This window comes from Pseudodesulfovibrio indicus (genome assembly GCF_001563225.1).
Taxonomy (GTDB): Bacteria; Desulfobacterota; Desulfovibrionia; order Desulfovibrionales; family Desulfovibrionaceae; genus Pseudodesulfovibrio; species Pseudodesulfovibrio indicus.
Genome location: NZ_CP014206.1, coordinates 2,661,723 through 2,682,459 on the forward strand (window position 1 = coordinate 2,661,723; position 20,737 = coordinate 2,682,459).

Here is a 20,737-nt window from a genome sequence, read left to right on the forward strand (position 1 = left end):
GGTTATTCCTTGATCATGTCCTTCCACTGGTTGAGCAGCATCAGGGCCTGAATGGGCGTCATTCCGTCCACGTCCAGCTCCGTGAGCTGGGTGATGATCGGATGCTCGCACAGCTCCCGGTCGATCTTGATGGGCGGCGCGCCGAATCCGGGCAGCAGGGTCTGCGAGGCCCGGTCAACGGCTCCCTTTGCCTGCGTATCCTGCGATTTTTCTTCGAGCTTCGCAAGGATTTCCCTGGCGCGGTCCACCACGGGGCGCGGCACGCCCGCGAGCTTGGCCACTTCGATGCCGTAGCTGCGGTCGGCGGGGCCGGGGACAAGCCTCCGTAAAAACACGATATCCCCCTTCCATTCCTTGACCGCGATGTTCAGGTTGCGCAGCCCCGGAATCTTGCCCTCCAGGCCGGTCAGCTCGTGGTAGTGGGTGGCGAACAGGGTGCGCACCGAGCCGCCCGCGCGGGCGGCCAGCTCCTCGACAACGGCCCAGGCCAGCGACAGTCCGTCGTAGGTGCTGGTCCCGCGCCCGATCTCGTCGAGGATGACCAGGCTGCGGCGGGTGGCCTGGCGCAGGATGCGCGCGGTCTCGGTCATCTCGACCATGAAGGTCGAATGGCCCTGGGCCAGGTTGTCCGAGGCCCCCACGCGGGAAAAGACGCGGTCCGCCAGCCCGATGCGGGCCTTGTTGGCCGGGACGAAGGAGCCGATCTGGGCCATGATGGTCAGGATGGCCACCTGGCGCAGGACCGTGGACTTACCGGCCATGTTCGGGCCGGTGATGAGCAGGATGCGGCGCTCATCGTCCATGCGGAGGTCGCCGGGGATGTAGTTCGACGCGCCCATGGCCGCCTCGACCGCCGGGTGGCGTCCCTGTTCGATCTCGATCTCCAACCCCTCGTGCAGCTCCGGGCGGCACCATTCGTTGACCCGGGCGGCCTCGGCAAGTCCCTGCCAGTAATCCAGGGAGGCGACCATGTCGGCCATGAACAGGAACCGGGCGCGGGCCTGGGCCAGTCGCTCGCGCAGCTCCTGGAAAAGACGGTATTCCAAACTCTTGCGCTCTTCGGACGCGGATATGATCCGGTCCTCCATCTCCTTGAGTTCCGGGGTGATGTAGCGCTCGCTGTTGACCAGTGTCTGGCGGCGGATGAAGTGGTCCGGGACCTGGCCCTTGTACGCCTTGGAGACCTCGAAATAATAGCCGAAGACCTTGTTGAAGCCGAGCTTGAGCTTGGGGATGGCCGTGCGCGAGACCTCAGCCTGGTGCAGTTCGCGAAGCTTGTCCTCGCCGTGCTCGTTCAGCTCGATCAGATCGTCGAGCACCGGGTCGTATCCCTTGCGGAACAGGCCGCCGTCCGTGATCACCGGAGGGGGGAGTCCACCAGGGCGTCGTCCAGAACCGTGCGCAGGTCCTCCATGGCGTCCCATTTGGAGAAGATCCGCTTCAACTCCGGGGCCTGGTCCAGCTCCTCTTCGCGCAGCAGGTCGCGGAGCAGGGGAAGCATGGTCAGGCTGCGGCGCAGGGCAATGAAATCCTTGGGATTCGCTCGGCCGAGGAAGATGCGGGTGGAGAGCCGCTCCAGGTCGTAGACCGAGTCCAGGCCGTGGCGGATGTCCGCGCGCAGCCGGTCGCGCCCGTGCAGGAAGGCGACGCACTCCAGGGTCTTTTCGATGGGGGTGGACTGTCTCCACGGTTGGCGCAGCCGGGCCTCCAGCAACCGCCCGCCCATGGGAGTCATGGTGCGATCCATGACCTGCCACAGGGTTCCGGACCCCGTCTTGCCGTCAAGCCTGCGGAATATTTCGAGATTGCGTTCCGTGACCTCGTCCAGCAAGAGGTGTTTGCCCAGGTTCAGAGGCTTGAACTCGCCCAGGTGGCCGAACTCTCCCTTCTGGGTCTGGTCGAGGTAGGTGAGCAGCGCGCCGCACGCCCGGACCAGCTCGTTCTTGCCTGCCAGGCCGAGGCTTTCGAGGTCCACTGCGTGCTGGGCCTCAAGGATGCGGTTTCGGCCCTGCGCCAGGTCAAAGAACGCGCCGGGGGCCAGGGGCGTGACCTGGTCCGCGAGGTCGGAAAACTGGGACGGGACCTTCACGCCCTGAGGCAGGAGCAATTCGCTCGGGTTGATCTTGACCATCCACTGCCACAGCTCGGGCTCGCGGCGGCTGTGCAGGCCGGACCACTGGCCGGTGGAGAAGTCGAGCCAGGCGATGCCGCCCGCGTCCTTGGCCGCGTCCCAATAGAACGCGCCCAAATAGTTGTTGGCCTTGGATTTCAGGTTGGAGTCCTCGACCACGGTGCCGGGCGTGAGCACGCGGGTCACGTCGCGCTTGACCAGTCCCTTGGCCTCCCTGGGGTCCTCCACCTGGTCGCAGATGGCGATCCTGTACCCCTTGTCGAGCAGCTGGCTCAGATACGGCTCCACCGAGTGGTGGGGCATGCCGCACATGGGGATGGGGTTCTCGTCGTTGGGATTGCGGCTGGTCAGGGCGATTTGGACCGCGCGCGAGACGATCTCGGCGTCCTCGAAGAACAATTCGTAGAAGTCGCCCATGCGGAAAAAGAGCAGGCAGCCTGGGTGCTCCTCCTTGAAACGGAGGTACTGCTCAAGCATGGGGGTCAGTTTTTTCTGTGCCACGGTATCGGATTATTCTGTGATGTCGGTCCTGAAGGAGATGGAATGCCAACTGCGGCAGCGCGGGCAGTTGAAAAATATCTGATCCCGCTTCAGGCCGCAGTTGCGGCAGAAGAAGCGGCGCACGTTCCTGGCCCGGTCGAGGAAAAAGGAGAGCTGTTCCTTGAAGAAGGGCGTCAGGGTCTGGTCCGCGCGCGAAAGCTCGAACAGCTCGAGCCGGGCCAGCCAGAAATCGGACTTGAGCATCAGCGCCTTCTCGAACCACGAGCGGGCGTTGTCCAGGTCGTCGATGCGCAGCTGGAGCAGACCGCCGTAATAGAGCAGGAGGACGTCCGGCTCCTGGGTCTCGATGACCGGCAGGAGCGCCTTGACCAGCTTCTCCTCCGAACACGACTTGGACCATTCGGTCTCTTCCCCGAAGGAGGATTCCCTGGCCTTGGCCGCCTGGTTCAGGGCGGTCAGCAGTCCCTCGAACAGCACGAAGCGCAGTTCGGGAGCCACCTGAGCCATGGCCTGTCCCAGAATATCGGCAACCTTGGCCGCGCTGCCCGCCTTGAACGCCTGGGTGAGCTGCTCCAGCCACGCCTCGATGGCGCCGGGATAGGCCCGGATGGCGTGGCGCAGGGAGCGGTTGCCCTGGGAGACGTTGCCCTCGGCGAAACGGTCCTTGGCGAACCGGACCAGGTAGTGGGCCTGGGGCAGGGGCAGGTCGAGCTGGCCGTAGGATTCGGCGGCCTTTTCGTAATCGCCGCGCTCGGCGGTCAGCCGGGCCATTTCGCGATGGATGGAGACCGGGTCCTGGCCAAGGGAGCGGGCCTCCTGGAACGCCTTTTCCGCGCGGTCCAGGAACCCTGCCCGGCGGAAATCGCGGCCCAGCTCGAACCAGGCCCGGGCCTTGAACTCGCGGTCCAGGCCCGGCCTGACGATGAGGCTGTTTCTGATCTGGATGGCGCGCTCGATCTCTCCCTGGGAGCGGTAGAGACTGCCGAGCGCGAGGTAGATTTCAACCGCTTCGGGGTCGTTCTGAACGACCTTGCTGAGCTCCTCGATGGCCGCGCGGGTGTCCTGCACGGGCAAAGACTCGCCCCCCGAGGCCGTGCGGGCGGCCCGATCGTCGAAGCTCTGCGTCTTCTTGCGGTTGAACAGACTCCAGCCCATAGCGATACCTAGGCGTTATCCTCGTCCTTCACTTCGGAGTAGGGACGGTCTTCGCTCAGGGGCATGTTGCGCAGGGAGTTCAGTTCCTGCTCCAGGCTGGCCATGCGGGTGCGGCACTCCTTGAGCTTGGCGGAGGAACGGAACTTGTCCACCGCGAAGTAGATCAGGGTCATCACGGAGCCGGCCATGAAGGCGGCCAGGATGAGCACGCCGAAGGGCAGGGGGATGGAGTGCAGGGTGGCGACGTAGGGGATGTTCAGGATCAGAGTCAGTTCCTGTAGCAGGACGTCGTTGTTCTGACTGAAGAACAGGATGGCAAAGACGAAAAGAGCCAACAGAAACAGGACTTTGATAAAACGCATATACTTCTCCTTAAGCAGTTATTTCATCAAACAGCGGCTTGAGGCGGCTGTAGGTTGAATGCAGGTGTTCGGGGATGACCGTGGTCTCACCGAAGACGGCCATGAACGATGCGTCCCCGTTCCAGCGGGGGACTATCTGGAAATGCATGTGCTGGGCAATGCCCGCACCCGCAGCTTCGCCAAGGTTCAGGCCCATGTTTATCCCTTGGGGATGAAAGGCCTTTTCCAAAATTTCGGTGCAGCGTCTGATCCACTGCATGCAGTCGTTGGCCTCTTCCGGCGAGAGGTCCGTCAGATGGCTCACGTGCTTGTAGGGCGTGACCATCAAATGTCCGTTGTTGTAGGGAAATTTGTTCATGATCACGAAGCAGTGCTCGCCGCGGGCCAGAACGCACCGCTCCTCGTCCTCGTCCGTGTGTTCCGGGATGCAGAAGACGCATTCCTCCGGCTTGGGACCAAGTATGTAATCAAGACGCCAGGGCGCCCACAAGACATCCATTGTTCGACTTCCGTTCCGGTTTACGGCCCGCAGGGCCACTTCGCGTCCCCCGAATGCGGGCGGCGCACTCCAATCAACATCCTGATTTTCTACACGGCTTGCACTCCGAGGGCAAGGGGGAAAGCCGTTATGCCTCCGTTGTATCGGCGGGGTCCTCGGATAATTCCTTATTTAATCTTTTCGCCAGCTTCAACTGGTCCTCGCGGGTCTCGACGCGCCCGTCGATCTTCGCGACCATGAGTTTGTCCAAAATCTGGCCGAAAACGGGACCTGGTTTGATGCCCATGTCCATGAGATCCTTGCCGTTCACATCCACCGCCATGGAGCGCAACCGGGCCAGGTATTGGGAGATGTTGCGCCGGATGTATTCCTTGCGGCTGCGCGCCATGAGAAAGAGGATGCCTTCCACCGGGATGGGATGGAGGATGGAATAGAGCCGGCTGAGCTTGGACTTGCCTTCCTTCCAGCCCATCAGCTTCATGAGCGCTTCACCTATCATGTCGCGCAGTTGCAGGAACTCCCGCTCCTCCTTGGGGGTGAAGTGAAGGCGCTTGGTGACCTGGGTGGTCTGGTCCCGCTTGACGCCCGCGGTCATACCCAGGATGTACAGCTTCCAGGGCACTATCTTGGGCTCAAGGTAGAGCAGCTTGTACCAGTTGTGGACCTTGACCAGCTCGGTCAGGATCTGGATGCGCTCCTGGGTCAGCTTGAGCAGCGGATGGATGGCCTCCATGATGCCGAGTTCCTGCATTCGCAGCATGCAGGAGAGGGGGTCTTCCTCGTTCATGATCAGTTGCAGCTCGTGCATGACCCTGGTCCCGGAGAGCTTGCTGAACAGCTTGAGACTCAAGGCGTTCTTGATCAACCGCATGGTCTGACCCCCGATCTGGAAGTCGAAGCGGCGCTCGAAACGGATGGCCCGCAGGATGCGCGTCGGGTCCTCCACGAAGCTCAGGGAATGGAGCACGCGGATGGTCTTGTTGCGGATGTCCCGCTCGGCCCCGAAGAAGTCCACCAACTGGCCGTACCGGCCGGGATTGATGCGCAGGGCCAGGGCGTTGACCGTGAAATCGCGGCGGTAGAGGTCCATTTTTATTGAGGAAAGTTCAACAGTGGGCAGGGCGGCCGGGTACTCGTAGTACTCCAGGCGGGCCGTGGCCACATCCACGCGCTGGTCGTCGTCCAGGATGACCACGGCGGTCTTGAACTTGGAATGCGCCTTGACCCTGCCGCCGACCCGGGACGCGAATTTCTTGGCGAAATCGATGCCGTCGCCCTCGACCACCAGGTCCAGATCCAGGTTCGGGCGGCCGAGCAGGATGTCGCGCACGAACCCGCCCACGGCGTAGGCCTCGCAGCCCAACTGGTCGGCCAGTTCGCCGGCCTCCTTGAGCAGGTCGATCATCCGCTGGGGCAGCCGGTTTTTCACCTGGGAGGCGATGTTCCGTTCCCGGCGGCTGTCCGGCATCAGGGAGTCCGGAATGCGCGCCGGCTCCTCGATGAGCATGTTCACCAGGTCGGTCCGGGTGATCACCCCGACCAACTCGCCGTTGTCCTCCACCGGGAGCATGCGCTGGCGGTTGGAGAGGACGATCTCCATGACCCGATAGAGGTCGGTCTTGGTTTCCACGGTCTCGAACTTGCGGGTCATGTATTCGCTGAGCGGCACGTCGCCCAGGTGATGGGAAATGGCCTTGTCCGCCGTGACGTGGCTGATGATGCCCACGCAGCGCATGCCGTCCTTTGCCACCACGGGGACGTCCTTCAGTCCGTAGCGGGTCATCAGCTCCACGGCGTCGGACATGCACTTGTCGTCCTCGATGACCACGGGCGGGCGGGACATGAGGTTGTCCACCACGATCTGCGGATTGATCTGGGAGTAGAAGAGGGCGAACAGGTCGTCGCGCACCTCGGCCAGGGTCCGGTCCTTGACGGTGACCGATGCCGCGGCCTCGTGCCCGCCGCCGCCCATGGATGCGCAGATGCGGCCCACGTTGACGTCCGGGTTCTTGGACCGGGCGACCACGTGGATGCGGTCGGCCATGCGGCCCAGGGCGAAGACCACCTTGATCTTCTCCATGTCCATGAATTTGTGGATGAGCAGGGCGAAGTCCGGCACGAACTTGTCCGTGGACATCTCGGTAATGACCACGTCCACGCCGTGAATATCGTATGTTTTCGCGTTCTTGAACAGTTCGCCCAGATAGGTCACCTGCTCGGCGGACAGTTCGTGGGAGAGCAGGTCGGTGATGACCTCGATGTCCATGCCCTGGGACTTGAGAAAGCCCGCGGCCGTGAAATCCTCCGGGGTGGTGGTGTTGAAGCCGAAGGAGCCGGTGTCCTCGTAGATGCCGATGCCGAGCAGGGTGGCTTCCTCCTGGTTCAGGGCAAGTCCCCGCTCCATGATCTCGTGGACCAGGATGGTGGTGGTGGACCCCCAGGTGCGGACCACGACCTTCTCGGCGGTCAGGTCTTCGTCGCTGTCCGGGTGGTGGTCGTAGAGGTGGACGCGCAGGTTCGGATTGTCCAGCACGGGCCGGACATGGGGAATCCGCGATTTCTGGCGGGTGTCAACGACCACGAGCAGCTCCACGGAGTCCGGCTCAATGTCCTTGAACGCCTTGAAATTGAAGAGATAGGTCGTGCTCTCGATGAAGAAATTGCGGAGGTTGGTCTCCTGGCTGCCCGGAAAGATGAGCACCGCCTCCGGGTAGAGCTTGCTGGCCGCCACCATGGCCGCCAGGGCATCGAAGTCCGCATTGGCGTGGGCCGTGATCACAGTCCTGGCATTTATCTTTTCCGTGGTCTTTTTCATTTTGTATTTCAGTCTATTAAAGTGATCACATGGTTGATCGCGGATGGAACTGGCGGTGCAGGTTCCTGAGCCGGTTGGACTCCACGTGGGTATAGATCTCGGTGGCGCTGATGTCGGCGTGCCCCAGCAGGATCTGCACGGTCCGCAGGTCCGCGCCGCCCTCCAGCAGGTGGGTGGCGAAGGAGTGGCGGAAGGTGTGCGGGGAGATGGACCGCCGTATGCCCGCCGCCTCGGCGTATTTCTTGATCAGCTTCCAGACCCCCTGGCGGGTCAGCCCCTTGCCCGAACGGTTCAGGAACATGAAGTTCTCGCGCGGCTTGAAGCCGGGGCGGGTGAACTCCAGGTAGCGGTTCAGCCAATCCTGGGCCAGGTAGTGGATGGGGATCAGCCGGTCCTTGGAACCCTTGCCGAAGACCTTGAGCATGCCCACCTGTCCGTCGTAGTCCAGGACCTTCATCTGGATCAGCTCCGAAACCCGCAGCCCGGCGGCGTAGAGCAGCTCCAGCATGACCTTGTCGCGCATGCCGAGCGGGGTGGCCGTGTCGGGCAGGGCGAGTACCCGGCTTATTTCCTCGCGGGTCAGGAATTCCGGCAGCTTGCGCGGGAGCTTGGGATTCTCCAGCAACTGGCCGGGGTCTTCCTTGTACCATTTCTCGTCCATGGCGAAGGCGAAGAACCCGCGCAGGGAGGAGAGGTGGCGGGCCAGGGACCGGCTCTTGAGCCCCCTGGCGCGCAGGTGGGTCAGGTACAGGAAGAGGGTCTTGTCGGACAGGTCCTTCAACTCGAAGTCCTTCTCCCCCAGGAAGGAGAGCAGGGAGGTCAGGTCGTTGGCGTAGCTGGTCAGGCTGTTTTCCGACAATCCCTTCTCGATCAACAGGTGCTCAAGGTACCTGTCCACCCAGGGATGGCTGGAATCAGAGGATTTTTTGCTGTTATCACCTTGCGCCATGATCACTGCCCGAACGATTTGATAGCGTAAAAGTATTGGATGATAGCCGCCCGATAGGGGTAATGGCCGCTTGAACTCGCAACAGGCACAACTGCCAGCATCCTTGCTATCAAGGTGAGGGTCAAAGCGCAATGGTTCGCATTGACACAGGGTCATGCCCCCATTATGAAAGTGCTTCAATATCGGTTTCCAAGGAGAGATAATACATGTCTGAATTCAAGCTGGCCGACCGTCTTTCGGCCCTGCCTCCGTATCTTTTCGCCGCCATTGACAAGGCCAAGGCCGAAGTGGCCGCCAAGGGCATGGACATCATCAGCCTCGGCATCGGCGACCCGGACCTGCCCACCCCGGACTTCATCATCGAAGCCCTGTACGCGAGCGCCAAGAAGGCCGCCAACCACCGATATCCCGACTACGTCGGCATGCTGGCCTACCGCCAGGCCGTTGCGGACTGGTACAAGCAGCGCTTCGACGTGGACCTTGACCCCAAGACCGAGGTGGTCAGCCTGATCGGCTCCAAGGAGGGCATCGCCCACTTCCCGCTGGCCTACGTCAACCCCGGCGACACCGTGCTGGTGGCCACTCCGAACTATCCCGTCTACGGCATCGCCACCCAGTTCGCGGGCGGTGTGGTTGAGTACCTGCCCCTGGTCGAGGAGAACGACTTCCTGGTCGACCTGGACGCCATCAGCAACGACACCTGGGCCAAAGCCAAGATGATCTTCGTCTGCTACCCGAACAACCCGACCGCGGCCACGGCGACCAAGCCCTTCTATGAGAAGCTCATCGAGAAGGCCAAGGAATTCGACGTGATCGTCGTCTCCGACGCCGCCTACACCGAAATTTACTACGATCCGGACAACAAGCCCATCTCCATCTTCGAATGCGAGGGCGCCAAGGATGTCTGCATCGAGTTCCATTCCCTGTCCAAGACCTACAACATGACCGGCTGGCGCGTGGGCATGGCCGTGGGCAACCAGTCCCTGATCGCGGGACTGGGCAAGATCAAGGAAAACGTGGACTCCGGCATCTTCCAGGCCGTCCAGGAGGCGGGCATCGCCGCCCTGCGCGACGGCGAGCCGTTCGCCGAGAACTTCCGCGCCATCTACAAGGAGCGCAGGGACGTGGTCAGCGCCGCCCTGACCAAGATCGGCATCAAGCACCGCATCCCCGACGCCTCCTTCTACCTCTGGTGCAACACCCCGGAAGGGTACAAGTCCTCGGAATTCGTAACCAACGTTCTGAAGCAGACCGGCGTGGTCCTGACCCCCGGCAACGGCTTCGGCACCCCCGGAGAAGGGTACTTCCGCATCTCCCTGACCGTAAACAACGACAAGCTCGAGGAGGCCGTATCCCGAATTTCGAAACTGTGATCTGCTACGTGAGCCTCGGCTCGAACGTGGGAGACACCGAAGACAACATCCATGAGGCCCTGGTCCTGCTTGAAGACTACGGCGACGACATCCGTCTGAAAAAGGTCTCGGAATACTACGAGACCGAGCCGCAGGGAGAGATCAAGGACCAGCCCTGGTTCACCAACCAGGTGGTGGAGCTCGAAATCGACGCCGAGATATGGTCGCCGCCGGGCTTCCTGTCCACCTGCACGGCCATCGAGGCCAAGATGGGCCGCACCAGGGCCGTGCCCGGAGGCCCCAGGCCCCTGGACATGGACATCATCGCCTGGGGCGACGTGGAAATGGACATGAGCTTCCTGACCTTGCCGCATCCGCGCGCCAAGGAAAGGGCGTTCGTGCTCGTTCCGCTCAAGGAAATCGCCCCCGACTACGTCTTTCCCGACGGCACGACCATCGACCAGGCGCTTTCCGCCATCGAGTACCGTATGGAAGGCCGGAAGATCTGGCAGGATTCCTAACCAAACCCCACAGCGAGGCGCCCAATGCTCAAATTCGTGGTCATCGCAGCGGCATTGTTCCTTGTCTACAAGCTCTTCATGGGCGACAAGCGCAAGAAGGACATGCAACAGGAAAAGGTCGTCAAGCAGAAGGTGGCCTCCGGTGAAATGGTCAAGGACCCCGTCTGCGGGACCTACGTCAAGAACGACGGCGACATCCGTGTCCGGGAAGGGGAGAAGGTCCACATCTTCTGTTCCTACGAATGCCGCGACAAATACCTGAAGCAGATAGGAGCCAGCATCCCCAAGAAAGAGGAAAGCTAGCTCCCACCCACAGCAAACGAAGAAAGGCCCGAACAGGGCCTTTTTTTGTACCCGCCGCCCGGCTTTCCGAAATACCATCCCGGTCGAGCCGCAATCCCGTTCCGGAAGGGCGACCCTACAGGCTCGTCCGGGACTCCATCATGTCCGCTTCATCCCTCATCCGGCCAAAAGCCGTTTTCACGTCCCTGAAACGACCAGGGGAGACTGCGGTGAGCCGTCCGTATATCGCCTGCAATTTGTTTGTCGCGGATTTTTACAAAGAGGACGCGCACTGAGTCGGGAAAGGCCGGAAAACGGCGGAGAATCGATTTACGGGACAGGCGCTTTGGGTAAGCCGTCGGTCACTGACCGCTGAAGGCGGAATAGCAAAAGTTCAACCAGACTTACTCCCGCATCTTCAACACCTTATACACTTGTCTCATAATGTAAATTATGTAAACTTTTAAATTCGAGGGGGTGAAATGGGGGCTTTCGGAACCGACGAAATTTGCCTGCCCTCCTTTTGCCGTGTCCCTTGGCCTGTTCCGAGAATCCGGTTGAAGAATTGGCAAGCTGCCCATTGAGAGTTTTCAATGCGACTGGTAATGATGCTCCATCGCAAACAGACAACAGGCGCTCGCCGCCGTTCGAGGTACAATGAGATTCAACGCCGTCCATCCCGTTTTGGCCGCTGTCCTGATCCTGGCCCTGGCCGCTCCCGGTCTGGCCCAGGATAAACAGACCTTTCAGCAATGGCTCGAGCACTACGAGGCCTGGGACCGGCTGGAAAAGGAATACGCCCGGGAATCCGCCGCCGAAGCCCCCGAGGCTATCCTCAAGCGCGCCCAGGTCTATCTCAACCTCAACTCTCCCGATAAAGCACTTGAAATCATTGAAATGACGCCCGCTTTTGACGGCGAACTCGAAGCCCGGCGACTGTGGCTCGGAGGCCAGGCCTATCGCGGCCTCGGCGACCTGACCAAGGCCGTGCTCTGGTACACCCAGGCCTCCAAGTTCATGACCGACGACGAGATCAAGCGCCGTTTCGGGTCCGAACCGTCCCTGGACACCATCTGGCACGACGTATGGCTCAAGATGTACTGGTCGTACAACGCCAACCACACCCTTACCAGGGACTCCCAGAAGGAAGCCCTTGACCTGGTTTTGTCCGTGGGGCGCAAGGTCTGGGATAACGAGTTCTGGAACCAGGTGTCTTCCCACATCAATCCCGGTCAGTCGGCCGACGATGCCAAGACGCCGAACCAGGCGGTGTCTCCCGCCGTTCCCCTGGTCAGTACCGAAGACACCCAGCGCATCGCCCAGGCCATGGCCGCCATTTCCCTTGAAAAATTCGAAGACGCTTCGCTCCTCGTCAGCGACCTGCCCCAGGAAGCCTTGCTTTCCTTCTGGAACTCGATCCTGACCTTCCTTCAAACAGGCAACCCGCCGGAAAACCTGAATGTATTCCTTGAAGGAAACTATCTCAAGGCGAACGCCTTCTGGGCGGGAAATCTGCTGGCCCCCTATTCCAAATCCCGGGCCGAATGGTTCCTGGGCAACCCCGACTCCGCCGCCTGGACCCAGTTCCGCAACAACCTGCTGACCATGTCTCCGGCCGACGCCGACAAGGCCATCGAAAACGAACTCGGCTCCATGCTCATTTCCGAGCAGACCTCGACCCTGCTGCGCAATTTCAAGCTCGCGCTTTCCCTGTCCAACGGCGACTTTGAGACTGCTTCAACCACCTGGAATTCAATTAACAAATCAACCCTTCCCATCTGTCTCAGACTGGCCGGCGTGCTCGCCTTCAAGGAGCACTTGAACAAAGTTCTGCCCGAATCTCCGGCCCAGGCCTATGCGCTCTACCCGATCCTGACCGCCCTTTCCGGCGCAGGCGGGCAGGAAGCGCATCCCCAGACCGAGGCCCCCTTCTGGACAGCCGCCCCCGCCGACCAGTTGCAGACCCTTTCCACGGCCCAGTACCCCCTGGACCGCCTGTTGCTCCTGGCCTACTGGCAGCAGCGTTTCGCCAAGGAGCCGTCCGTGGCGCTGGCCAAGCGGGCCGCCTATCTGTTCGACGACTCCTCGTTCGGCATCAACGGGCTGCTCTACCTCGCGGACGACGCGGTCAAGGCCAAGCGGCTCCAGCTCGGCGCGTTCTACCTGAACCGCATCGACGAACCCGCCCTGCCCGCCAACCTCCAAATGGCCTGGCTCGATGCCAAGACCCGGCTGGAGCTGGAATCCGGCAGGCAGGCCACCGCCCTGGAAACCTATCAGAAGATGACCGCCACGGGCGAACCGATCCCGGTCATGACCCGGCTGCGTATGGCCCTGCTCTACCAGCAGCGGCGCGAATACGAGACCGCGCAGAAGGAATTGCTGGCCATGTGGGACGCCCGCGCGACCATGACCACCGCACTCCAGGCCGAGACCCTGTTCTGGCTGGGCGAGGGCGAACAGGCCATGCGCAATCCTGACAAGGCCTTGGATTATTACCTCAAATTGGCCTGGCAGTACCCCGGTGAGAACATCTGGGCGCTGACCGCCATGTACCGCGCGTCCCTGATCTACGAAAAGCGGGGCAAGTACGAGACCGCCAAGAGGCTGCTCACCACCGTGGTCCGCAACGCCGCTCGCAAGGAGCAGAAAGAGGCTGCCCAGGCGCGCATCGAAGCCATCAACAACAAGATGGGCAAGCCCGAAGCCGGCGCGGAGGACGCGCTGGTCTATCCCTTCTAGAGATGCCGGCCCGGTTGACCCTCGAATCCGCCCGCATGGGTGCCTGGCGCACCCTGCCGGTGGCGATCAGCGTCTTTGCCTATGGCATGGTCTACGGTCTGCTGACCCGTGAGGCGGGCCTGACCATGCTGGAGTCCGTGCTTTCCAGCGGCCTGATCTTCGCCGGCTCCGCCCAGTTCGTGGCCCTGGACATGTGGACCCACCCCCTGCCCGTTGCCGCGCTGATTTTGACCGTGTGCGTGGTCAACCTGCGCCACGTGCTCATGAGCGCGTCCCTGACCCCGTGGATGCAGGGCCTCCCCCCGCGCGCCACCCTGCCCCTGCTCTTCCTGCTGGTGGACGAAAGCTGGGCCATGACCTACGGGGCGGCACAGCGGGGCAAGGCGGATCTGGGATTCCTGCTCGGCTCGGGGCTGCTCCTCTGGGTCACCTGGATGAGCGCCACAATCACCGGGCGGCTCCTGGGATCGGCCATTCCCGATCCCCAGGCCTTTGGACTGGATTTCGCCTTTACCGCCGTGTTCCTGTCCCTGCTGGCCGGGCTGTGGCGGGGCAAGGGCGACATCCCCCCCTGGCTGGTGGCCACCGCAACCGCCTTGATCGTCAATCATTTCGTTCCCGGCAAGTGGTACATCGTGGCCGGAGGGCTGGCCGGCAGCCTGACCGGATTGCGAGGCGGCAATGCAGACCGATAGCCTCATCGCCATCCTCGGCATGGCCGCCGTCACCTACCTTACCCGCATCAGCGGTCCGTGGCTGGTGCGGCTGGTCCAGGGCAACCGCCGCGTGGAAGCCTGCCTGTCCAGGCTGCCCGGCAGCATCCTCTGCTCGCTCCTCGCTCCGCTCGTCTTCGCCTCCGGCTCGGCCGAGATCGCGGCCTCGGCCGTGACCCTCTTCGTCTCGGTCAAGGTCCGCCAGATGCCGGTGGCCCTGGTCGCGGGCGTCGCCTCCCTTGTCCTGTTCCGGCATTTTCTGTGATCACGCTTCGATCACATTCAACCGCTTGTGATATAAATCAATATATACCTCAGCCGATCATGCGGAAGGCCGCCAGGCCATTGCTTCGGGATGGATAAGCGAGTATGCGACCCAAACGTGTCATGGAAAGCGAGGTCCCCATGCGAACGGAAACTGCGGAAAGAACGGATTACGAAGAGCTCATCGAAGTATGGGAACGGTCGGTGCGCGCGACCCACGATTTTCTTGCGGAATCGGACATAGCCGAACTGCGTCCGCTGATCCTGACCCAATATTTCGACGCGGTTGAGCTGCGCTGCGTGCGCAGGGACGGCAGGATCCTCGGCTTTTCCGGCGTGGCCGACGGCGTGTTGGAAATGCTCTTCGTGGCCCCGGAGAGCCGGAACATGGGCGTGGGACGCGCCCTTTGCGAACACGCCGTGAAACGCCAGTCCGTCACCCGGGTGGATGTGAACGAGCAGAACCCGCAGGCCCTGGGATTCTACGAACGCATGGGATTCGCCGTGACCGGCCGTTCCCCGGTGGACGGCCAGGGCAGGCCGTTCCCCCTGCTCCACATGTCGCTGTCCTGACCCGGAAGACGGAAAAGGGGTCCGGCCGCCTGGCCAAACCCCTTTTCACTCCAGGCAATGGACAGCGCCGGGAAATTGTCTAGGCGTACATCCGGGAGCGGCTCTTCTCCCTGGCGGCGCGGATCGCCTGGTGCAGCGCCGCGGTGTTGACCGGCTTGGGCAGGTAGGCGAACGCCCCGGAATCCATGAACGCATCGCGGTCCATCTCCGAACGGACCCCGGAGATGACCAGGACCTCGGTCTCCGGGTGGGACTTGCGCACCCGCCGCAGCAGGTCCGCGTCCCTGACGCGCTTGGCGTCAAGAACCATCACATCCGGCTTGATTTCCTTGACCTTCTTCAACATCGACTTGCCGTCGGACACGGCATAGGCCCCGATGTTCGCCCGGTTGCGCAACCGGTTGGACAGGGTCGGCTCGAATTTCCGGTCGTCGGCGGCCAGCAGTACGGCGGCACGTTCGCGGCGCACCCGCCCATACCCGTCGGGACGGTGGTACATCCGCCCCACTCCGAATTCCACGCCTTCCACTCCGGGATAGGCGGACACGAACTCGCCGAGCGACCTGGACACGCTTTCCAGCATCTTCCGATGGCTGTTCACGGCAAGGGACACGGCCCCTCCCCTGCAATGGACCTCGATGTCGTGGCCCTGGGCGGCCAGGGCGGCGCGGACGCTCCCGGCCAGGGCGTGGTCCCGGGCGGACAAGATCTTCTCCGGGCCGCTCTTTCGGGGCAGGACCGGCTGGCCTTCACGGCCCAGGACGTCGAAGGCGCAGTAGTTGGCGCCCAGGCCGATCTCGGCCGACTCCACTCCGTCCATCTCCAACACGGAATCGAGCACGTTCCGGGTGACCGTGGCCAGGGTCCGTTCGTGGCTCTCGAAGGTCAGGGTCAGCGCACCGTCCGTGCCGGACACGGAAACGTGGTGGCCGAGCCCGGCCAGGGCCGCCTCGACCTCTGAATTGCGCAGAAAATCCTCCAGACGGACACCCGTGGCCTCGGAATCCTGGACCACGCCGGCGGCCAACTGCTCCACAACCATGCGCGCGCTCTGCTCGATGCCCACCGCTCCCACCGGGATGACCAGGTCATAGAGGTCGGGAGACCACGGATCGTTGCATTCCGTAACACTCATAACCCATTCACAACGGGCCATGTCGTCGGCCAGGATGATCTCCTTGGCCTCCTCCTCCGGATACCCCTTGTCGCGGTCCGCAATCCAAAGCCGGTCGTTCATTCCGCTGATCAGGCACACCCGCAGGATATTGTCTATCTCCGGGGGAGGCAGCAGGGCCATGAACCCCGAAAACACGGCGTTCTTCTCCTGGGAGAGCTTTCTGGCCATGGCAAAACGCAACCAGCCGATCACCTGCTCCCGATCCAGGCCGGAATCGCCCTTTGCCGCGCCGTAAAAAACCGCCCGGGCCATGGACTTTTCGTCCAATCCCGACAGACTGGCCGCGTCGGCTATGATCTCCTGGTCGGTAACCAGCCGGAATCCTGTAATATCCAGAATATGTTTCAATACAGGACCGGCATCGCAGAACAGGCCGTTGAACACGGTAATGGCAGTCATGATTCGCTCCTTCCCCGCCTGACAGGTTCAGGCGTCGACGTGCTACTCGCGGATGAAGTGTTGCAATGCGCAAGGCTGTTGCTTTTTGCAACTTGCTACGGTTCAAAACCGGCTTGAATTCCAGCCCCTTTGCTCCCGCAACCCTTCACATCAATCAAATTCAGTAAGTATACAAAGAAGTTACACAATCCATTCATTGTGCGGACCCCCTGTATTTTGCACGAAGCGTTCCAGTCCTACCGGCATACGGACCGGCACACTCGGCGGCAATCAATCGTCCCTTCAGAAGGGTTGCCAGTCCGTGATTTCGTGATGATCAACACGCCCAACCAGCAGGAATAAAGAGGAATCACCACCGAACTTCGCCCGTCGGAGGCGTCGAAGGGCTTATTGCGCATATTGCTGGTGACGGGAGGCAACAGATGGTACATCCCGAATGCCAAGCAACCCCAAGGAGGATGACATGATCGAAGCGCAAAGCTGGACTGCGGACGTCCTTGTCAGTTTGCGGGAAACCTTTGGAACCCGCTTGAAATATTTCGGATTGCAGGGCAGCTATCGTCGGGGGGAAGCCACCGAGGCCAGCGACATCGACCTGGTGGTCCTGCTGGACGAGATCTCGTTGGACGATCTGGACGCCTACCGCGCCATAGTCCGCGCCATGCCCGAAGGAGACAAGGCGTGCGGCTTCATGTGCGGGCTTGAGGAGTTCGCCGCCTGGCCTCCCCACGAGCTCTTCTCCTTCCGCATGGACACGGCCGACCTTTTCAACCGGCTGGACGATTTCCTGCCGCCCATCAGCCGCGAGGACATCAGGCTCGGAGCCAAGATCAGCGCCGCCACCCTGCTGCACCCCCTGACCCACAGCTACCTGTACGCCGGAGACGAGGCCAGACCGAGAATTCTCAACGAAGCCTGCAAGTACGCCTTTTTCCTCCTGCTGGTATGCGAATACCTGGACTCGGGCCGGTATTGCGAAAGCAAACAAGAGCTGCTCGCGCGCCTGGACTCTCCCCGGCGCGATATCCTCCTCGCGGGCATGGACTTTTCCGCCTGGCGCGAGACTCACGAGGACCGCGAAACCTTTGGAATGCTCCTAGACTGGTGCCGAGGCATACTGCTTCAGGTTTAAACCGATTCTCCCGGCCAAAAAAAGGGGGGGGGGGGTGAGCTACTAGCTGCAACCCCCTTCGCTTTCGACGAGCACAAAGAGCGCTCTTTCAGGGCAACCTCGCGCCATGTCAAACATGCGCAGGATCGGATCATAAGGTCTGGAACCGTCAGGATGGATATTTGCGGATCGTCAAAAAAGAGGAAGGGTTGCAGCCTGTTAGCTGCAACCCTTTTGATTTCGTGGTGCCGAGGGGGGGATTCGAACCCCCACGGAATTTCTTCCACTGCCCCCTCAAGACAGCGTGTCTACCAATTCCACCACCTCGGCACGAATATGCTCAGAGCTATTCGCTCTTGGCGTCGTCCCCGGTATCCTTGAAGGTGATACCCGGCTTGGCCGGTTCGGCGGGAGCCGTGGTCTGCGCGGCGGGGTTCGCCTGCTGCAGCATAATCGACTCCTGGTCCGTAACCTTGTTCCCGGTCAGGATATTGTATCCAAGGGAAGTGAGCAGGAAAACCGTTGCGAGTCCAGCGGTTACCTTGACCAGGATACCGCCCGCGCCGGTGGAGCCGAACATCGTGCTGCTACCGCCGCCGAAGATGACTCCCATCCCCTCATGACCGGACTGCAGCATTACTGCGCCGATCAAAAAGATGCAAGCCAAAACATGAATGACAATCACTAAGGTTTCCACAATCAATCCCTTTTCTTAGAATCTTTTTTCCGCTTGCAATATCAGGCCAGTACGATCTGAGAAAAGCTTTCGCTCAGCAAGCTCGCGCCTCCTACCAATACTCCGTCGACATTGTCAAGCGCAATAATTTCCGCGCAGTTGCCCGGTTTGACGCTGCCGCCATATAAGATTCTCATTTCATTGGCTTTTTCTCCATAAATTGAAACGAGAATTTTCCGGGTGAAACCGTGAGCCTGCTGGATTTCCGCAGGACCGGCCACCTCGCCGGTGCCGATGGCCCAGACAGGCTCGTAGGCCACGCTGATCCGGTCCGGCTCCACGCCCACGGGAACGTCGCGCAGTCCGGCCCTGATCTGGCGCTCCAGGACCTCCTCGACCTTGCCGCCCTTGCGCTCCTCGATCTTCTCGCCCACGCAGAGAATGACCTTGAGGCCCTTTTCCAGGCCGTAGGCGGTCTTGCGTCCCACCAACTCGTCACTCTCGCCGAGCACGTGGCGGCGTTCGGAATGGCCTGTCAGCCCATAGGACGCCCCTGCGTCGGCGAGCATCTTCGGGGATATCTCGCCGGTGAAGGCGCCTTCTTCTTCCGTATAGAAGTCCTGCCCTCCGGCGGAGAAGCCGTCAACCGGGGCAAAGGCGTCCCCCACGGCCTTGAGTGCGGTGAACGGGGGAAAGACGAGGACCTCCCTGTCCGCCGGGAGCTTGTCCGCGGCCAGTCCGACCAGTTCCCTGGCGGTCGATTCGGCCTCGGCCCAGGTCTTGTACATCTTCCAATTGGCCGCCATGAGCTTCTTCATTACTTCATGCACTCCTTTAAAGCTGTGAACGCGGGCAGCTCCTTGCCTTCGAGAAATTCCAGGAAGGAACCGCCGCCGGTGGAAATAAAGCTGAATTTATCCGCCATGTTGAGGAGATTGACCACAGCATCAGTATCCCCGCCGCCAACAATGGTCAGAGAGTCGTCCAGACCGGCTATGGCCTTGCACACCGCCAGGGACCCCTTGGCAAACGCCGTTGTCTCGAAGAGACCCATGGGGCCGTTCCAGACCACGGTCTTGGCCAGCTTGAGGACGGACACGAAATTGGTGATGGTCTCCGGCCCGATGTCCAGGACCAGGGCGTCCGTGGGCACGGTCTTGGCCGTGCACACCCCTTCCACCTGTTTGGCCTTGGGGGTCTTGGCGTAGAGGAAGTCCACGGGCAGATGCAGGACCGAGCCCATGGACTCGGCCTTGCGCATGATCTCGGACGCGGCGTCCACCAGGTCCGGCTCCACCAGGGACTGGCCCATGTTGTACCCCTGGGCCATGAGGAAGGTATTGGCCATGGCCCCGCCGATGATGATGTCGTCCACCTTGCCGAGCAGGTTGTTCAGGATGCCCAGCTTGGTGGACACCTTGGCACCGCCGGAAACGCAGACATAGGGCCGCTTGGGCGCCTTGAGGGCGTCGCCGAGGTAGTCGTATTCGCGCTGCAGCAGGAACCCGGCGCAGCACACCTTGGCGTGTTTGGGCACGTCCACCACCGAAGCGTTCTCGCGGTGGGCCACGCCAAAGGCGTCATTCACGTAGACGTCGGCCAGGGACGCCAGCAGCTTGCCGAAATTGCCCCGCTCTTCCGGGGTCTTGCCGGTCTCTTCGGGATTGAAGCGCAGATTGTCGAGCATGATCACCCGGCCGGGCTGGAGATCGGCGCAGGCCTTCACCGCCTGGTCGCCGATACGCCCGGGAATCAGGGCCACGCCCAGGCCAAGCAGCTCTCCGGTGCGATTGGCCACCGGCCCCAGAGACAGCTCGGGGACGACCTTGCCCTTGGGCTTGCCCAGGTGGGCGCAGAGGATGACCGACGCGCCGTTGTCCAGTGCATAGCGGATGGACGGCAGGGCTGCGCGGATGCGGTGGTCGTCGGTGATCACCCCGTCCTCTATGGGCACGTTGAAGTCCACCCGGAACAGCAGCTTTTTGCCGGAAATAGGCAGCTCGTCGATGCACAACATCTGAAAAACCTCGTAGTTATGTTAAAAGTCGTAGCGGAACAACAACGCGTCTTCCCGGGTATCGGGATAGTATTTTTTGCGCACTCCGATCTTCTTGTACCCGAATTTGCGGTACAAAGCCAAGGCTGGATCGTTGGACACCTTCACATCCAGAAAACTTTTGGTGACGCCTTCGGCCGCACAGATTTCGAAGCTCCGCGCCAGAAGCGCTTCGCCCAGCCCCTGCCGCCGATGGTCGGGGTGCACCGCCAGGTTGAGGATCTCCATCTCGTCTTCGATCATGGAAAAGGCCATGTATCCCGCAAGGATGGCCCCTCTGCGGACGCCGATGATCCGATAGGCGCCGCTCTCCAGCCCCAGCAGGAACTGGTCGCGCGTCCAGTGGTACTCGAAACAACGCCCTTCGAGTTCAATGAGGTCGTCGACGTCGGAAACGCCCAGGTCGATCACCGCATCCGTCATTGTTCCCCCGCCCTATTGGGCTGGATATGTTGAAAC

18 protein-coding genes, 1 tRNA gene and 1 pseudogene are annotated in these 20,737 nt (G+C 61.6%); 8 read left to right on the forward strand and 12 right to left on the reverse strand.

Annotated elements, in window-relative coordinates:
* Window positions 1-2: 2 nt before the first annotated feature.
* From mutS to xerD, 6 genes and pseudogenes are all read right to left on the reverse strand, one after another.
* Window positions 3-2,608: pseudogene (gene mutS, locus AWY79_RS11990) on the reverse strand (DNA mismatch repair protein MutS).
* A gap of 33 nt (window positions 2,609-2,641) precedes the next feature.
* Complete coding sequence (locus AWY79_RS11995) at window positions 2,642-3,787, reverse strand: tetratricopeptide repeat protein (RefSeq protein ID WP_066804170.1); 1,146 nt, start codon at window positions 3,785-3,787, stop codon at window positions 2,642-2,644.
* A gap of 8 nt (window positions 3,788-3,795) precedes the next feature.
* Entirely contained in the window at window positions 3,796-4,149 is a 354-nt protein-coding gene (locus AWY79_RS12000; RefSeq protein WP_066804173.1) for a LapA family protein, read from the reverse strand.
* A 10-nt stretch (window positions 4,150-4,159) separates the two neighbouring features.
* Window positions 4,160-4,648 carry an HIT family protein gene (locus tag AWY79_RS12005; protein WP_066804176.1) on the reverse strand — a complete coding sequence of 163 codons (489 nt, stop codon included), beginning with the start codon at window positions 4,646-4,648 and terminating at the stop codon, window positions 4,160-4,162.
* A 127-nt stretch (window positions 4,649-4,775) separates the two neighbouring features.
* The gene (locus tag AWY79_RS12010; protein ID WP_066804179.1) at window positions 4,776-7,463 is read right to left on the reverse strand and encodes a CBS domain-containing protein; all 2,688 of its coding nucleotides are present in this window, start codon (window positions 7,461-7,463) and stop codon (window positions 4,776-4,778) included.
* A 25-nt stretch (window positions 7,464-7,488) separates the two neighbouring features.
* On the reverse strand, window positions 7,489-8,412 hold the full coding sequence (gene xerD / locus AWY79_RS12015; protein ID WP_066804182.1) for a site-specific tyrosine recombinase XerD: 924 nt from the start codon (window positions 8,410-8,412) through the stop codon (window positions 7,489-7,491).
* A gap of 206 nt (window positions 8,413-8,618) precedes the next feature.
* On the opposite strand from xerD, the gene AWY79_RS12020 reads away from it, so the two are divergent.
* From AWY79_RS12020 to AWY79_RS12050, 7 genes are all read left to right on the forward strand, one after another.
* On the forward strand, window positions 8,619-9,785 hold the full coding sequence (locus tag AWY79_RS12020; RefSeq protein ID WP_066804184.1) for an LL-diaminopimelate aminotransferase: 1,167 nt from the start codon (window positions 8,619-8,621) through the stop codon (window positions 9,783-9,785).
* Window positions 9,782-10,285, forward strand: coding sequence for a 2-amino-4-hydroxy-6-hydroxymethyldihydropteridine diphosphokinase (gene folK, locus AWY79_RS12025; RefSeq protein ID WP_078063765.1), 504 nt, complete (start codon window positions 9,782-9,784; stop codon window positions 10,283-10,285). Before AWY79_RS12020 ends, folK begins: the two co-directional genes overlap by 4 nt.
* A gap of 24 nt (window positions 10,286-10,309) precedes the next feature.
* Entirely contained in the window at window positions 10,310-10,588 is a 279-nt protein-coding gene (locus tag AWY79_RS12030; RefSeq protein ID WP_066804186.1) for a transcriptional regulator, read from the forward strand.
* A gap of 636 nt (window positions 10,589-11,224) precedes the next feature.
* Window positions 11,225-13,309 (forward strand): tetratricopeptide repeat protein, encoded by a 2,085-nt coding sequence (locus AWY79_RS12035; RefSeq protein ID WP_066804188.1) that lies wholly within the window; start codon window positions 11,225-11,227, stop codon window positions 13,307-13,309.
* A 14-nt stretch (window positions 13,310-13,323) separates the two neighbouring features.
* Window positions 13,324-14,004, forward strand: coding sequence for an AzlC family ABC transporter permease (locus AWY79_RS12040; protein ID WP_233490915.1), 681 nt, complete (start codon window positions 13,324-13,326; stop codon window positions 14,002-14,004).
* Complete coding sequence (locus AWY79_RS12045) at window positions 13,991-14,287, forward strand: AzlD family protein (protein WP_066804194.1); 297 nt, start codon at window positions 13,991-13,993, stop codon at window positions 14,285-14,287. Before AWY79_RS12040 ends, AWY79_RS12045 begins: the two co-directional genes overlap by 14 nt.
* Before the next feature lie 140 nt (window positions 14,288-14,427).
* Window positions 14,428-14,859 carry an acetyltransferase gene (locus AWY79_RS12050; protein WP_066807208.1) on the forward strand — a complete coding sequence of 144 codons (432 nt, stop codon included), beginning with the start codon at window positions 14,428-14,430 and terminating at the stop codon, window positions 14,857-14,859.
* Between the two features lie 79 nt (window positions 14,860-14,938).
* On the opposite strand, the gene AWY79_RS12055 is transcribed toward AWY79_RS12050, so the two are convergent.
* On the reverse strand, window positions 14,939-16,435 hold the full coding sequence (locus AWY79_RS12055; RefSeq protein ID WP_066804197.1) for a response regulator: 1,497 nt from the start codon (window positions 16,433-16,435) through the stop codon (window positions 14,939-14,941).
* A gap of 463 nt (window positions 16,436-16,898) precedes the next feature.
* Between AWY79_RS12055 and AWY79_RS12060 the strand changes: the two genes are divergently transcribed.
* Window positions 16,899-17,567: a nucleotidyltransferase domain-containing protein gene (locus tag AWY79_RS12060; protein WP_066804200.1), complete on the forward strand. Its 669-nt coding sequence runs from the start codon at window positions 16,899-16,901 to the stop codon at window positions 17,565-17,567.
* Window positions 17,568-17,789: 222 nt separating this feature from the next.
* Here AWY79_RS12060 and AWY79_RS12065 read toward each other — a convergent pair.
* The 5 genes from AWY79_RS12065 to rimI all read right to left on the reverse strand — a co-directional run bounded on the left by AWY79_RS12065 (window position 17,790) and on the right by rimI (window position 20,701).
* A tRNA-Leu gene (locus AWY79_RS12065) sits at window positions 17,790-17,876 on the reverse strand.
* A 16-nt stretch (window positions 17,877-17,892) separates the two neighbouring features.
* Window positions 17,893-18,243 (reverse strand): preprotein translocase subunit SecG, encoded by a 351-nt coding sequence (gene secG, locus AWY79_RS12070; RefSeq protein WP_066804203.1) that lies wholly within the window; start codon window positions 18,241-18,243, stop codon window positions 17,893-17,895.
* Window positions 18,244-18,284: 41 nt separating this feature from the next.
* The gene (gene tpiA / locus AWY79_RS12075) at window positions 18,285-19,040 is read right to left on the reverse strand and encodes a triose-phosphate isomerase (RefSeq protein WP_066804206.1); all 756 of its coding nucleotides are present in this window, start codon (window positions 19,038-19,040) and stop codon (window positions 18,285-18,287) included.
* Window positions 19,040-20,239, reverse strand: a complete 1,200-nt coding sequence (locus AWY79_RS12080; protein WP_066804209.1) for a phosphoglycerate kinase — start codon at window positions 20,237-20,239, stop codon at window positions 19,040-19,042. Before AWY79_RS12080 ends, tpiA begins: the two co-directional genes overlap by 1 nt.
* A gap of 21 nt (window positions 20,240-20,260) precedes the next feature.
* Window positions 20,261-20,701 (reverse strand): ribosomal protein S18-alanine N-acetyltransferase, encoded by a 441-nt coding sequence (gene rimI, locus AWY79_RS12085; RefSeq protein ID WP_066804212.1) that lies wholly within the window; start codon window positions 20,699-20,701, stop codon window positions 20,261-20,263.
* Window positions 20,702-20,737: the final 36 nt, after the last annotated feature.

What these genes read in the sequence shown, in the direction of transcription:
- AWY79_RS11995 (WP_066804170.1), bottom strand. Translation starts at nt 3,787, where the DNA reads ATGGGCTGGAGTCTGTTCAACCGCAAGAAGACGCAGAGCTTCGACGAT.
- AWY79_RS12000 (WP_066804173.1), bottom strand. Translation starts at nt 4,149, where the DNA reads ATGCGTTTTATCAAAGTCCTGTTTCTGTTGGCTCTTTTCGTCTTTGCC.
- AWY79_RS12005 (WP_066804176.1), bottom strand. Translation starts at nt 4,648, where the DNA reads ATGGATGTCTTGTGGGCGCCCTGGCGTCTTGATTACATACTTGGTCCC.
- AWY79_RS12010 (WP_066804179.1), bottom strand. Translation starts at nt 7,463, where the DNA reads ATGAAAAAGACCACGGAAAAGATAAATGCCAGGACTGTGATCACGGCC.
- xerD (WP_066804182.1), bottom strand. Translation starts at nt 8,412, where the DNA reads ATGGCGCAAGGTGATAACAGCAAAAAATCCTCTGATTCCAGCCATCCC.
- AWY79_RS12020 (WP_066804184.1), top strand. Translation starts at nt 8,619, where the DNA reads ATGTCTGAATTCAAGCTGGCCGACCGTCTTTCGGCCCTGCCTCCGTAT.
- AWY79_RS12030 (WP_066804186.1), top strand. Translation starts at nt 10,310, where the DNA reads ATGCTCAAATTCGTGGTCATCGCAGCGGCATTGTTCCTTGTCTACAAG.
- AWY79_RS12035 (WP_066804188.1), top strand. Translation starts at nt 11,225, where the DNA reads ATGAGATTCAACGCCGTCCATCCCGTTTTGGCCGCTGTCCTGATCCTG.
- AWY79_RS12045 (WP_066804194.1), top strand. Translation starts at nt 13,991, where the DNA reads ATGCAGACCGATAGCCTCATCGCCATCCTCGGCATGGCCGCCGTCACC.
- AWY79_RS12050 (WP_066807208.1), top strand. Translation starts at nt 14,428, where the DNA reads ATGCGAACGGAAACTGCGGAAAGAACGGATTACGAAGAGCTCATCGAA.
- AWY79_RS12055 (WP_066804197.1), bottom strand. Translation starts at nt 16,435, where the DNA reads ATGACTGCCATTACCGTGTTCAACGGCCTGTTCTGCGATGCCGGTCCT.
- AWY79_RS12060 (WP_066804200.1), top strand. Translation starts at nt 16,899, where the DNA reads ATGATCGAAGCGCAAAGCTGGACTGCGGACGTCCTTGTCAGTTTGCGG.
- tpiA (WP_066804206.1), bottom strand. Translation starts at nt 19,040, where the DNA reads ATGAAGAAGCTCATGGCGGCCAATTGGAAGATGTACAAGACCTGGGCC.
- AWY79_RS12080 (WP_066804209.1), bottom strand. Translation starts at nt 20,239, where the DNA reads ATGTTGTGCATCGACGAGCTGCCTATTTCCGGCAAAAAGCTGCTGTTC.
- rimI (WP_066804212.1), bottom strand. Translation starts at nt 20,701, where the DNA reads ATGACGGATGCGGTGATCGACCTGGGCGTTTCCGACGTCGACGACCTC.